Origin of the sequence: Serratia sp. AKBS12 (assembly GCF_024793895.1) — a bacterium.
Taxonomy (GTDB): Bacteria; Pseudomonadota; Gammaproteobacteria; order Enterobacterales; family Enterobacteriaceae; genus Serratia_F.
The window spans coordinates 1,271,608-1,284,986 of record NZ_JANUSB010000015.1 but is presented as its reverse complement, the minus strand read 5'-3'; the positions used below and the strand labels follow the sequence as shown (position 1 = coordinate 1,284,986).

The 13,379-nt window shown below is 57.6% G+C and carries 10 protein-coding genes; 8 read left to right on the top strand and 2 right to left on the bottom strand.

The features are described from left to right. Positions 1 to 138: 138 nt before the first annotated feature. The 4 genes from ggt to NYE85_RS15925 all read left to right on the top strand — a co-directional run bounded on the left by ggt (position 139) and on the right by NYE85_RS15925 (position 3,826). Positions 139 to 1,812, top strand: coding sequence for a gamma-glutamyltransferase (gene ggt, locus NYE85_RS15940; protein ID WP_259005704.1), 1,674 nt, complete (start codon positions 139 to 141; stop codon positions 1,810 to 1,812). Between the two features lie 206 nt (positions 1,813 to 2,018). Then, positions 2,019 to 2,144, top strand: coding sequence for a hypothetical protein (locus tag NYE85_RS15935; RefSeq protein ID WP_259005703.1), 126 nt, complete (start codon positions 2,019 to 2,021; stop codon positions 2,142 to 2,144). Continuing rightward, positions 2,144 to 2,689 (top strand): diguanylate cyclase, encoded by a 546-nt coding sequence (locus NYE85_RS15930; RefSeq protein WP_259005702.1) that lies wholly within the window; start codon positions 2,144 to 2,146, stop codon positions 2,687 to 2,689. The genes NYE85_RS15935 and NYE85_RS15930 overlap by 1 nt, the downstream gene beginning before the upstream one ends. Before the next feature lie 3 nt (positions 2,690 to 2,692). After that, positions 2,693 to 3,826, top strand: a complete 1,134-nt coding sequence (locus NYE85_RS15925) for a YbdK family carboxylate-amine ligase (RefSeq protein ID WP_259005701.1) — start codon at positions 2,693 to 2,695, stop codon at positions 3,824 to 3,826. Positions 3,827 to 3,916: 90 nt separating this feature from the next. Here NYE85_RS15925 and NYE85_RS15920 read toward each other — a convergent pair whose 3' ends face one another. Next, positions 3,917 to 4,861, bottom strand: a complete 945-nt coding sequence (locus NYE85_RS15920) for an MBL fold metallo-hydrolase (protein WP_259005700.1) — start codon at positions 4,859 to 4,861, stop codon at positions 3,917 to 3,919. Positions 4,862 to 4,950: 89 nt separating this feature from the next. Between NYE85_RS15920 and NYE85_RS15915 the strand changes: the two genes are divergently transcribed. After that, a complete protein-coding gene (locus NYE85_RS15915) occupies positions 4,951 to 5,868 on the top strand; it encodes a LysR family transcriptional regulator (protein ID WP_259005699.1) in 918 nt (305 codons plus the stop codon). A gap of 10 nt (positions 5,869 to 5,878) precedes the next feature. On the opposite strand, the gene NYE85_RS15910 is transcribed toward NYE85_RS15915, so the two are convergent. Next, positions 5,879 to 6,844, bottom strand: a complete 966-nt coding sequence (locus NYE85_RS15910; RefSeq protein ID WP_259005698.1) for a diguanylate cyclase — start codon at positions 6,842 to 6,844, stop codon at positions 5,879 to 5,881. Positions 6,845 to 7,028: 184 nt separating this feature from the next. Between NYE85_RS15910 and NYE85_RS15905 the strand changes: the two genes are divergently transcribed. Genes NYE85_RS15905 through NYE85_RS15895 form a run of 3 tightly spaced genes read left to right on the top strand, consistent with a single transcriptional unit; the run spans position 7,029 to position 13,344 of the window. After that, positions 7,029 to 8,243 (top strand): SrfA family protein, encoded by a 1,215-nt coding sequence (locus NYE85_RS15905; RefSeq protein WP_259005697.1) that lies wholly within the window; start codon positions 7,029 to 7,031, stop codon positions 8,241 to 8,243. Beyond that, the gene (locus tag NYE85_RS15900; protein ID WP_259005696.1) at positions 8,243 to 11,176 is read left to right on the top strand and encodes a virulence factor SrfB; all 2,934 of its coding nucleotides are present in this window, start codon (positions 8,243 to 8,245) and stop codon (positions 11,174 to 11,176) included. The genes NYE85_RS15905 and NYE85_RS15900 overlap by 1 nt, the downstream gene beginning before the upstream one ends. Further along, entirely contained in the window at positions 11,173 to 13,344 is a 2,172-nt protein-coding gene (locus NYE85_RS15895) for a virulence factor SrfC family protein (RefSeq protein ID WP_259005695.1), read from the top strand. The genes NYE85_RS15900 and NYE85_RS15895 overlap by 4 nt, the downstream gene beginning before the upstream one ends. Positions 13,345 to 13,379: the final 35 nt, after the last annotated feature.

Sequence of the window (13,379 nt, the reverse complement as noted above, 5' to 3'; positions counted from 1 at the left end):
CGGCCTGCGTCAGGCGGTCAACGGCCACTGCTGCTATTTTGTTTATGGCGGCCGGGGCAAAAATCGGATGGAAATAATTGAGCAACAAGGCATTAGCCACGTGGCCGTAGCATAAACAACAACCAGAAAGGAACCATTATGCAGATTCGCCTGTTTAAAATAATGGCGCTTAGCGCGGCCATCATGACTGCCAGTTCTCCGCTGTTTGCTACTGAACTTAACGCCGGTGCCGTGGCCGCACCGGACGAGTATGGTGCCAACGTCGCGGCACAGATCCTCAAGGCCGGTGGCAACGCGGTGGATGCCGCCGTGGCAACCGCCTTTACCCTGGCGGTAACCTATCCCGAAGCTGGCAACATCGGTGGCGGCGGCTTTATGACGCTGTATATCGACGGCAAGCCCTACTTCCTGGATTATCGTGAAACCGCGCCCAGCGCCGCCAGCAAAGGCATGTATCTGGATGAGAAAGGCCAGGTGATCGATAACCTCAGCCTGGTTGGCAGCAAGGCCGCCGGGGTTCCCGGTACGGTGATGGGATTATGGGAAGCGCACCAGAAGTTCGGCAAGCTGCCCTGGGCGGAACTGTTGACGCCGGCGATTGGCTACGCCCGGCAGGGCTTTACCGTCGCCAGGCAACAGTACCAGTATCGTGAAGATGCCAATAAACTGTTTGCCGGCAAAACCAACTTCGGTGACTACTTTGGCAGCATGAAGCCAGGCAGTCTGTTTAAACAGCCAGAACTGGCAAACACCCTTGAACGAATCGCCGATGGCGGGGCAAACGACTTTTACCGCGGCGAAACCGCCAAACTGCTGGTGAAACAGATGCAACAGGACGGCGGTTTGATCAGCGCTGACGATCTGAAGGATTACCGCGTCAAGTGGCGTGAGCCGATGCAGATAGCCTGGCGTGGCAATACCGTCTATACCGCCCCGCTGCCAAGCTCCGGCGGCATCGCTCTGGCGCAGTTGCTGGCAATCAAGGAGTATCGCGCCGCCGATTTCAAGGGCGTCACGCTCAACTCGGCACGTTATATCCATTTGTTGTCGGAAATTGAAAAACGGGTGTTTGCCGATCGTGCCGACTATTTGGGCGATCCTGACTTTACCGATGTGCCGGTGGCCAAGCTGACCGCCGCCGATTATCTGCAAAAACGTGCGGCAGAGGTGAACCCGCAGGCAATCTCCGCCAGCGAACAAGTACGTCCCGGCCTGGAAACGCACCAAACCACTCACTTTTCGATTATCGATGCGCAAGGTAACGCGGTCAGTAATACCTATACGCTAAATTGGGACTTTGGCAGCGGCGTGGTGGTCAAAGGCGCCGGCTTCTTGCTGAACGACGAAATGGATGATTTCAGCGCCAAACCCGGCGTGGCAAACGCCTTTGGCGTTGTGGGCAGCGACGCCAATGCCATTGAACCCGGCAAGCGCATGCTGTCGTCCATGAGTCCGACCATCGTTACCCGAGACGGCAAGGTGACGCTGGTACTCGGCACGCCGGGTGGTTCGCGCATCTTCACGTCAATCTTTCAGGTGCTGAACAATATCTACGACTATCATCTGCCCCTGCAACAGGCGGTAGCGGCGCAGCGCGTGCACCACCAGTTGCTGCCCAAAGACACCATCTACTACGACAGTTACGCGCCGTTGACCGGTCAGGTTGCGGCGCAATTAACCGCGCTGGGTTATACCCTGGAGGATCAGGGCTGGAACATGGGGGATATTCAGGCGATCCGCGTCAATGGCACGACGCCTGAAACCGCTTCCGATCCGCGCGGACGGGGCACTGGACGGGTAGTTGAGCGCTAGTTTGCGGATTGATTGCGCCGGGGATGAGCAATGCCCGGCGCTGCTGTTGAAATATTTAGACATCGTTATTTAATTTATAATTAACATATGTCCACTATCATTAACATTGCCCCGCTTATCTGTATTTTTTTGTGTCTGCAAAAGATTATTTTTTATATTAGGCTAATCTTATAAGACTAATTAATATATCGATTAGTCGGAGGTTAATGATGAACCATCACACCAATCAGCAGAAGAAGCCGGAAAAAAACACCCCACCAGCCGCTTCGCCAAAGCGGGAAAAGGATGATTATCACCACGCGCCAGAATCCGGTGACAAGCAGGTGAAATAATGACTACGGGCGACCCGACGCTGGCGATGCTGCTATATTTCGTTATGCCATTATGGTTATTGGCTGGCATCGCCGATTGGGCATGCCACCGCGCGACTGAAATAGAGAAAACCAGCGGTACCAAGGAGTCGCTGCTGCATTTGATGATGTTTGTCGAAGTCGGTATTCCGTTGCTGGCCGCCATTTTCCTTGAGATCAACAGTCTGATTATCTTGTTGATGATAGTCGCTTTTTTTGTTCATGAGGCCACGGCGCTGTGGGATGTAAGCTACGCGGTGGACCAACGGGAAGTAACACCGTTAGAACAGCATATTCACAGTTTCCTGGAGATGATCCCGTTAATGGCGATGCTGATGGTGATCTCGTTAAACTGGCAGGATTTCACCGCTCTGTTTGGCATGGCCGACAGACCAGCCGACTTTTCGCTGCGCTGGAAAACACCGCCATTGCCGACCAGTTATATGCTGACGCTGTTCACGGCAATATTACTGCTGGTTATTATTCCCTATATCGAAGAATTTGTTCGCACCTTGCGAAAGAGGTAAATCATGCCGTTTATTCCGTTTAATCCCTCGCCAGATTACACTTTGGGCACCGAATTAGAATTACAGCTGATTGATTTGACCAGCTGCGATCTTTCGCAAAAAGGTCTGGAAATTATAAAGGCCGTGAATAATGAAAAAAATATAAAGGAAGAGCTGACGCTGTCAACCATAGAAATTAATTCGACGGTGCATAAAAACCCATTTACCCTGTACGATGAATTGAGCACCATTGCCAGCCAGCTGTCGGATGTAGCCGCCAGTCATCACTGTGGACTATGCGGCGGGGGGCGCCATCTAACCAGCGATTGGAAAGAACAATGCATTACCCCTACCGAACGTTATCAGGAGGTGTACGAGCATCTGGGCTTTTTAGCGAAACTGTCCTGCGTCTTCGGCCAACATATTCACGTCGGTGTTGAAAGCGGCGATGATGCCATTTATCTCTGCCACGCGCTGATCCCCTACCTGCCACACTTTATCGCCCTGAGTGCCTCGTCGCCTTATTACCAGTCGGTTGATACACGCTTTGCCAGCTCCCGTTTCAGTGCGCTGAACTCGTTCCACACCTTCGGCTACATTGAGAATATCCACAATTGGCAACAGTTTAACCAGTATGTCGACACCGCAACGCGGCTGGGGATCATACAATGCCTGAAGGATATTTATTGGGAAATCCGGCCGAAGCCCGACTTCGGTACGGTAGAGATCCGCGTCTGCGATACGCCATTGTCGATTTATCATGCCTGCATGCTCAGCGGTTATGCGCAGCTGTTGGTGAAATATCTGCTCGATGAACGCCGGCCGCTGCCACAGTCCTATCATTCTGCCGTCACCTGCAATACCTTCTGCGCCCAGCGCTATGGCTTCAATGCGCCGTACATCGACTGTCAGACAGCAGAAAAAACCGAACTGTCGCGCCACCTGCTGTTTACCCTGCAACGCTTGTATCACTACGCCAGCGGTCGTGACATCGAGGTACTGGATTACCTGAAGCAATATGTCATGCACGGCGAAAACGATGCTGACCGCATTCGCGGCATGGCTCAGGCGGGTTACAGCGAAAGCTGCATCATCCAGACCATGATGGCGCTGCTGACCAGCGGTGCGGACAACCGGAACGTGGCGATTGGTGCCTGACAGGCGCCGGGATGGGAAAAACGGGGCCGCCGGCACGGCCCCGAAGCGTCACGGCGGGCAGGCTGCGTGCTGCACTGCCACTATGGCGGATTACGGTGTTAACTGGGTGCTGTAATTTGCCGGCACCCAGCGGTAACCCTGACCCTGGGCTTGCACATGACCCAAACCGGGGAAGGCAATATGTGCCGCAGCCACCCAATAGCCCTGTTTGGCGGCCTGCGCCAAAATACGCTCGCGGGTCGCGATGGCCTGCTGACGATCGACGTCGAAATGAATCGCCACCTTCGGCTCAGGCATCTGCACCGCCTTGGCATGGATGATATCCCCCCACAGCACCAGCGTTTGCCCCGCGCTTTCTACCCGGTAGGTTACGCTGCCCGGGGTATGCCCATAGGCCGCCTGCGCCTGTATGCCCAGTGGCAAGGTGGCAGGCGCGCTAAAGGTTTTCAATTTTCCGGCGGCGATAATCGGCTTTAACACATCGGCAGATTGTTTAAAGGTATGGCGCTGCCCCGCTTCCACTTTGCTTTGGTTGGCGTTATCCAGCCAGAAATCAGGATCGTGTTTGTCGACATAGACCTCGGCATTGGGGAATGCCGGTTTGCCATTGAGCGTCAGGCCACCGGAATGATCGCCGTGCACGTGGGTCACCAATACGGCATTGATGCTTTCCGCCGGATAACCGGCCGCTTTCAGGTTGGCTAACAGATGGCCACCGTTGTTCCCGAACAGCTGCCCCGCGCCGGTATCGACCAGAACGCGCTGTTTGCCGTCATCGATCACGAAGGTATTGATTGAGGTTTCCGCTTGCGGCGTCATCGCGTCTTCGGCCATTCGCTGTTTTAAACGTTGCTCATCGATCGGCAGCAACAATTTCTCCAGCGGCAGCGTGATGGTTCCGTCGGAAACAGCGGTCACCGTCAGCTTGCCCAATGCCATACGATAATATCCCGGCGCCTGCTGATGCGTATCGGCAGCGTTGGTCTGCGAGATTGCCAGCAGCAAGCCGGCAGACAGTACTAAATATGCTTTCATAGCCATCCTGTTAATAAAAAATACCACTTTAACGGTGGCAGAGATTATCGTACTGTCCAATTACATCATTCAAATCGATTAGATTGATTATGAATATCAGAGAAAATGATTTTAGCCGTATCGACCTGAATTTATTGACGGTTCTGCTGGTGCTGTATCGGGAACGCAGCGTATCCCGCGCCGCTGAGAAACTGTTTCTTGGTCAACCGGCGGTCAGTGGTGCCTTGGCGCGGCTGCGTGCCATGTTCGACGATCCGCTGTTCGTACGTTCGGCCAACGGTATGGATCCGACGCCGCGCGCCCACGTTCTGGTGCGTGAGCTGACGCCGCTGATGGAAACTATGCAGCAGGTACTGTTTCGGCAACCGCGCTTCTCGCCAGCCAGCTCGCAGCATAGCTTTCGTCTCGGTATCACCGACTGGGTGGAAAGCTGGTTGATGCCGCCGCTGTTCGAACTGCTGCATCAGCATGCCCCAGGTATCACCCTCGACGTGGTGGCAACCGATCCGTTTCAGGATGGCGAAGCCCTGGAGCAGGATCGCATCGATCTGGCCATCTCGGTGGCGGACGGTGCCGCACAGGGACTGCGGCGGCAGGTATTGGCGGTGATGGGCTACAAAACCTTCTGGCATCCGGCGCAATGGCAGCCCAGGCTGCCATTGACGCTGGAGGACTACACGCGCGGTGAGCACCTGCTGGTGTCCTATCGCGGCGCCAACAGCAGCATTATTGATCGTCAACTGGCCTCGTTGGGTCACCGGCGGCGGGTGCGTTACACCACGCCGCACTTTGCGGCATTACCGCTGATGCTACAACGTACGCCAACTTTCGCCACCGTACCGGATGGTCTGGAACCCGGTTGGCGTCAGCATTTTGGCCTTTGCGCCAGCGCACTGCCGCTGGAAATCGCAAAGTTTGAGGTCGCCATGCTGTGGCATCGTCGTCGCGAGCAGGATCCGGCATTGCAATGGTTGCGCAGCAGTCTGGCGCAACTACTGGCGCAGTGACAGCCAGGCTTCAGCGATGTGCTTTGGTTTTTTTCAGTTGATACATCAGGGCATCACCGGCAGCCAGCAGCGCATCAATCTCCTGCGGTTGCTGCGGTTCAAACTCGACGATACCGTAGGAAAAACCCAGCTGGTAAGGCTCCGTGCGCATGGCATTGCTTTGCTCCAGCTGCTGTTGCAGCCGGTTAACGTCCCGTTCGGTTTCGAATCGTTTCTTGCCGGCAACCAGCACTACAAACTCGTCGCCGCCGAAGCGGGCGATGATGTCAACATCACGGAAAACGCTCTTCAGCAGACCAGCAAAGGTCACCAGCGCCCGATCGCCAGCGTGATGGCCGTAGTTATCGTTGATCTGTTTGAATTTATCCAGATCGATAAACACCAGACTGGCGCTGACCTGGTGCCGCTGACAATCATTCAGGCTGTAGCGCGACAGGAACTGAAAGCCACGTCGGTTGGAAATACCGGTCAGTTCGTCGCTGGTCGACGCCTGGAATGAACGCAGCTCGGCCTCGACCATGGCGGCCAAATCACGCAAGGTATTGGCGTCTTCGTCGTCGAATTGCCGAGGCTTGTCGTCAATCAGGCATAGCGTACCGAGCTTGAGATCCTGCGTGTAGCTTAACGGGCAGCCGGCGTAAAAACGAATGTGCGGCGTCGCGGTCACCAGCGGATTGTCGGCAAAGCGCGGATCCTGCAACGTGTCAGGGATCATCAAAATGTCATCACCAAGGATCGCGTGGCCGCAAAAAGATATGTCGCGCGACGTCTCCTGCGCGCTTAATCCGCAGTTGGACTTGAACCACTGTCGATTTTCGTCAACCAGCGTAACCAGCGCAATCGGTACTCGAAACAAACGCCGCGCCATGCGGGTAATGCGATCAAAACGTTCTTCCGCCGCGGTATCCAGCACCTTCAAGGCATGTAGAGCCTGCACCCGCAACGCTTCATTGTCTGGCAGATCGGGTGTTTTCATCTCAAACTCCGTGTAAGGTCATCAAGCAAGTATAGAACCCCAGAATCTATCTGATGGTAGTGCCACACATAATGCCATCACGCTGATGGATAAAACAGATGGCGCTTTTAGCCTTTGCTCCCGGCTTTGATTTCACCGCCGGTATTTATACTCGCCGTTTGTGTTTATCCAAGGTTCTGGTGGCGTGACAAAACCCTTTTTACGCAGTGGCAGTTTGCACGACGTGGTGGCCCTGGGGGAAAATGGGCAACCGGTTTATACCCTGGCGCATCCGCTGCGCGAAGCGCTGCGCCTGCAAAATCAGCCTGCGCTAGCGCAGATGCTGGCCATTCCTCAAGTTAATCAAGCCGGCGATCGCATCGACTGGTATGCCCCTTTCGCCGGGGCGGTAACCAGTTGGCAAGCCGCCAGCCCGGTGCAGCGTCAGTCTGCATTGCAGGCCCTCGACGCCGGCCGCAGCGCGGTCGTGATGCTGAGCCAGCGGGCATTGGCATCCGCCAATCCGGCGCACAGGCTGTTCGCTGCCCTGCTCGACCATGTTTTGCAGGTTCCCGACGCCCAGTACGTTTTTCTGCTGGATGGCAAACCGGTGCTGACCTTTTGGGGCTTCAACCGCCAAGAGGGTTCGATGCACGACGATATCTTTGCCTGTCTGCGTCCAGTGCCGCAAGAGACGGCCATCCGACATACCGACCTGCCGCAGCCAGCAGCCATGGCTCCCTCGCCATCCGAGAGTATCCCGTCCGCGCCGGCAACGGCGGCGGTTGTCGCTCCCAGGATGAGGAGCATCAGCCGACTTTGGCGTTGGCTCCTGGCGTTGGCCGTCCTGTTGGCGCTGGCAATAACGCTGGCGTTGCGCAACTGGCCGTCTGCGCCCGCTGCCGTCACGGTGACGGCCAGCGTGGCGCCAGCGTCGCCAGGCAAAAAAACCGTTGTGCTAGCGCCGCTTCAACTACCGCTGGCAACTGCCACGGTGATGACGCCTGCGCCCCAGATCGCCGCGCCGCACGATAAAAATGCGCTGGTTATGCCTACGGTAGCGGTCAGAGCCGGATCCAGCCGTTTTCTTGACGGTAAATGGCGCGCGCGGCCGGCGGTCGACAGCCCGCTGACCGGTAAACTGCCCACTCTGCGCTATCGGCTGTACCACGGCAAAGGAACGGCCAATCTGACGCAGGCCGACGGAGTGCGTTGCAGCGTCAAGGTTGAGGCCGGGCTGATGCAATCCGGCAATCTGGTGATCAACAGCCGTACTCGGGCCCGGTGCAGCGACGGTTCACGCTATCAACTGCCTGAGCTGGTCTGTACGCCGATGGGCGACGACGCCCCTGCGCAATGTATCGGCCGTTATGGCGACCAGGCCAACTACCCCATGATGATGACGCGCGAGAAAAAATAATGCTGGCGACTTTGACCGATTACCCCGCACGAGTCACGCTGATTCAAGACAGCGGCATTCAATTCCTTGATTTTGGTTTGCCCGCCGCTACCGTCCTGCCGGAACTGCCCGGCGCGTTTGTGCGCAAAACCGCCAACGGCCCACTGCTGCGGCTGGCGTTCGACGCAGCGCATGGCAGGCATCTGCTGGCCAATGCGCCTGGAGAGGCGCCGGAAATGGTACGGCCGGAATTCCGTTTTCCGCTGGAATACTCACTCCACCTGCTGAACAACCAATGGTTGCCGCTGCCGTTCTTGCGCATCAACCCTGCGAGTGGCGTGCTGGCAGGACCGGATAATTGGGCGCGGCTGCGCATTACCCGGCTGGAAGATACCGATAGTGACGGTAACCGCTGGCGTATCACCCTGGCGTTTGACACCCAGGTGCTGAGCACCGACGAAGCGGCGCTGGCACCCACCGATCATGACGTCAACGCCGGGTTGAGTTTCGCCCTGGCGTACCATGGCCGCGATCTTGACCCGTTTCTCGATCTGACCTGGGTTGACGGCTGGCTGCGGGAAACGTTTGTTCAGCAGGCCGTTACCCTCGAGCAACGCAGCGAAGCAGCGCTACGTAATGCGCTAAAGCTGTTTGAATATCAGGCACACTACCTTAACCTGCTGGCGATACTCGGCGAACGCCTGCCATTGCCGCAAATCAAACTGATCGCCCCGTCAGCACAGGCGCCGGCGGTAGCTGTCGATCTGATCCTTGACGTCGGCAACTCGCATACCTGCGGCATTATGGTTGAGGATCATCCAGAGGAAAGTGACGGACTAAAACAGACCTACGAACTGCAACTGCGCGACCTGGCGAAACCGCAGTACCTGTACCAGGCGCAGTTTGACAGCCGTGCCGAGTTTGCACCGGCCGAGTTTGGCAAAGCGCAGTTTTCATTCCAGAGTGGGCGTGAACAGGCATTTTGCTGGCCGTCGATGATACGCGTCGGCAGAGAAGCCTGTCGACTGGCGGCCCAGCGCCAAGGTACAGAAGGCGTAACCGGCCTTTCCAGTCCACGCCGTTATCTGTGGGACGAGGAACGCTATCCCCATGGCTGGCGCTTCAATGCGCCGCAGGAACCGATGGCCGCTGCCGCGCCGCTGGCGCATTTGATCAACGATGAAGGGCAGCCACTGTTTAACCTGGCGGCCGAGCAACGGCTGCCGGTGTTCAGCGCCAGCTACAGCCGTAGCGCGATCATGACGCTGATGCTCAGCGAACTGCTGGCGCAGGTGCTGATGCAAATCAACAGCGTTGGCCAACGGTTGAAAATGCCACACGGCAACGCGCCGCGGCGGTTGCGTAATATTATTCTCACGCTGCCCTGCGCGATGCCGAAACCAGAGCGTGAACTGTTCCGCCGCCGTATGCACGATGCCATTGGCCTGGTGTGGAAAGCACAAGGCTGGCACCCGCAGGATGCGCCCTTCACCAGCCCGGCGCAGCAAAACGCAGGTAAACTGCCGGTGCCGCAGGTGCACATGAATTGGGATGAGGCCACCTGTGGTCAACTGGTGTATCTCTACAATGAGACACAGTTGAATTTTTCCGGCCACAGCGCGGCGTTTTTTGCCAGTATGGCGCGACCGGACCGCCAGCAGCACGGTAACGCGCTGCGCATCGCCTCGATTGACATTGGTGGCGGTACCAGCGATTTAGCCATTACCCAGTTTTCTCTCGACGACGGTGTGGGGCATAACGTGAAAATCGTGCCAAACCTGCTGTTTCGCGAAGGTTTTAAGATGGCCGGCGACGATATTCTGCTCGATGTGATCCAGCAATACCTGCTGCCGGCGGTACAACGGGCACTGCAGCAGGCTGGCGTCGCGCAACCGTCGGCGCTGATGGACAAACTGTTCGGCAACCAGGGCCGTCTGGACGGGTTATCCGCCCGTCGACAGCAAACGGCCTTGCAGCTGTTTATACCGCTCGGTCACGTCATTTTACAGGCCTATGAGCAATACGATCCGCTGGATCGGCATGCGGAGCTGGCGGCAACCTTTGGCGAACTGTTACCCCAGATGCCCACCTCCGGCGTACTGACCTTCGTCAACGGTGAAACTCAACGCCAGCTACCGGCTGACGCCGCCACATTCGATATTCTGCAAACGCCGCTGTTGCTGCCGCTGCATCAACTGCACGCGGCATTCCTGAGCGGCAAGATGCGCATCGCTGCCTGTCTGCGCGCGTTGGCGGAAGTGGTCGCACATTACAACTGTGATGTATTGCTGCTCAGCGGACGCCCGTGCCGCCTGCCGGGCGTGCAGGCGTTGCTGCGCCATTTGCAGCCGCTGCCGGCCAACCGCATCGTTCCCTTGGACGGTTACCACACCAGCAGCTGGTATCCATTCCACCATCAGGGCAAGATTGAAAATCCAAAATCTACCGCGGCGGTTGGCGCGATGCTCTGCCTGCTGGCGCTCGATCTGCGCCTGGGCAGTTTCTACTTCAAGGCTGGTGATTTTCAGCCTTATAGCACCATTCGCTATCTCGGCATGCTTGATACACGGCAGGCGCTCACCGCCGATAACGTCTATTACCGTGACATCGATCTGGATGCGGCCGAGTTTATGCTCTCCGCAGAGCGTTTTGCTCTGCGAGGTCCGTTACAACTGGGGTTTCGGCAGTTAGACAACGATCGCTGGCCGGCAACTCCACTGTACAGTCTGAGCATCGCCGACGGGCAGTTGGCACGTCGCCTGGCCAGCAACGACGTTTTGCATCTACGGCTGCGGGTGGTGGACGGTGAACGCTTTGAACTGGCGGATGCCGTACTGGCGGATGGCACACCGGTTCCCTTGCAACAGTTGCAACTCAGGCTTAATACCCTGGCCGCCGGCGGTACCGGCGCGACGCACTATTGGATCGACAGCGGGAGCGTCTTCAACACATGAATCCACTAACCACCAATACCCTGGTGCAGCAGGCACAGCACACCGCACTTACGATTGGCAATATTGCCGACTGGTTGAACCACGCCCGGCAGCACTCAACGCGGCTGGCTATCGAGGCCGACCGTCTGCATCTGGCGTTGCACCGCAGCCAACGCGACGCCGGCAGTCTGGCGCAGGCGGCCAGCGATGTTTTCAGCATCGGCATTTACGGTCGCGTTCAGGCAGAAAATGCATCACTGGCTGGCATTCTGGGACGCCAGGCGATGCAGGTTGCACCACCGACGCTGATCCTCCGTTACCGTCATTGTGCGACAATCGCCGCGCCACGCCTCACGCTGTTGGCCGAGGCCGATTTGATCAAACTGCTGTTCATTACCGCCGGCGCGCCGGCGCTGGACGAGCAACGGCTCAATCAGCAACTGGCAGCGTTAAAGCCGCAGCGTCAAACGCTGCCAGTGGCGGGAATGTCGCCATGCTGCGTAACGTCACTGCGGGAAGCGCTGTTACGCCATCGGCCACAAACGCCCCCTGCCAATGCCTTCTGGTTGGCCGCAACCGCCCTGGCGCCCTATCTGGATATTGATCGGCGTGCCCAGCTGTTTGCTCCGTTGTGGAACAGTCAGCCACAGCTGACCGGGCTATATCGCCAACTGGCCCACTCGTTACACGGCCTCGGCAGCCGGCATATCCAGTTACCTGCGGGTGAACTGCCGTACCTCAATGGCATCATTGACGGGAACCTGGCCGCGCATCTCAATAGCCCGCAGGACAGACGCGTGCAGATTCAGACGCTGGATAACGATGATGCCGAACGCCGGGCGTTTTCATTGGCCGAACTGGCCTTGCTGAGCATTGAACTGTGTCTCAGCCAACCGGTTGAAAACGATCCGTTTAGCGAACCGGTCGATATTCTGGATATTCCTGCCGGCGCAGGCGGCGACACCTCGACGCCAATACGGCGGCTGATGCAGGCCAAACGGGCCTGTCTGCTGGAGTATTGCACCGACCGCCGCCAACCGCAGCTGTTGCTGGTAGGCTCCACTGCCACCCGGCATCAGGACGTTGCCGAGGTCGGCAAAGCGCTAACCGATTGGCAGCAGCGCCAGCAGGGTGAGCAACCGCCGCTGTGCGGCGACGGCAAGCCGGATCTGATGTGGGTCTTTAGCCAGCGGCGCGCTTCGGCCAGACAAAAAATGCTGGACGACGCCGTGCAGCGTTATGTCAGTGCCAGCGGCGCCCAGTGGGGATCGCTATTGGCACTAGATGCCAGCGACGCTCGGCGAATGCTCGCCTATCTGGCCGCAGCGGCCAAGGGAGAGATGCAGCGTCAGCGTATTGCCGGGCTGTTGCAGGCGCTGCGACGCGAGGTGCGCGAAACGTTGCTCGGCGGTTGGCATCAATCGGCCGAGAGCCAGGGGCGGCAGAAACGACAAACCGCCCAGTACCTGCTCAAGGCCCTGCAAGCCAGAACCGGCGTACACGGCGAACTGCTGGAGCGTCTGTTGCCAGACCGCGATCGGCTACGCCGTTTGCAGCGACAAGCGGGCAGCATCGGGCCAGCGGTCGACGATCGGTTCAGTATTGGCGTGGAGTTGGATCTGTTGACCAACGCCTCACACCGCCAAAACGTTACGCCAGACAATCACGCGTTTGCCGATGCGCTGTTCGCTGACTGGATCTGCCATTTACGCGCCTTGCCATTCCATGGCGCAGTGCGCAAGCTGCTGGCGCTGGAGCAAACCACGCTGAATCTACTGGTAGATGAACTGATTAACGCCGCTTTTCGTCTGGATCTGGCGGCCCAGTTGCGCCACAGTCTGGCGGCGGCAGGAGGCACTGCCGATCGGCAAATATCTCAGGCATTAAGCGTTCTGGGTGATTTTGTCGCCTGGCTGGGGTTCCAACATCTGCCAGCATCACAGCGTCCGGCCAGTCGCATCCATCAGGGGCAGCCGATCTTTGTCTCTCCAGCCCAGATGGATGCTGCCCATCCGGCTCGTTTAACGCAGCTGCCGGCAACGCCGGTCAACGGCGCGGCGTTTTATATCTATGACTGGCTGGTGGGGTTGAATACCCTGATCGAGCAAAATGAGGGTCATGATGCAGCCAACTCGCTGGATAACCCGCTGCGCGCACGCCTGGCGGCGCTGAGAGAAGCGTTGGCGTAATGTAAAGCGGTATCGGGCAAATTGCCCGATACCGT

Coding starts and splice junctions, on each gene's coding strand:
- NYE85_RS15900 (WP_259005696.1), top strand. CDS start 8,243: ATGCTGGCGACTTTGACCGATTACCCCGCACGAGTCACGCTGATTCAA.
- NYE85_RS15910 (WP_259005698.1), bottom strand. CDS start 6,844: ATGAAAACACCCGATCTGCCAGACAATGAAGCGTTGCGGGTGCAGGCT.
- NYE85_RS15925 (WP_259005701.1), top strand. CDS start 2,693: ATGCCGTTTATTCCGTTTAATCCCTCGCCAGATTACACTTTGGGCACC.
- NYE85_RS15930 (WP_259005702.1), top strand. CDS start 2,144: ATGACTACGGGCGACCCGACGCTGGCGATGCTGCTATATTTCGTTATG.
- ggt (WP_259005704.1), top strand. CDS start 139: ATGCAGATTCGCCTGTTTAAAATAATGGCGCTTAGCGCGGCCATCATG.
- NYE85_RS15920 (WP_259005700.1), bottom strand. CDS start 4,861: ATGAAAGCATATTTAGTACTGTCTGCCGGCTTGCTGCTGGCAATCTCG.
- NYE85_RS15895 (WP_259005695.1), top strand. CDS start 11,173: ATGAATCCACTAACCACCAATACCCTGGTGCAGCAGGCACAGCACACC.
- NYE85_RS15935 (WP_259005703.1), top strand. CDS start 2,019: ATGATGAACCATCACACCAATCAGCAGAAGAAGCCGGAAAAAAACACC.
- NYE85_RS15915 (WP_259005699.1), top strand. CDS start 4,951: ATGAATATCAGAGAAAATGATTTTAGCCGTATCGACCTGAATTTATTG.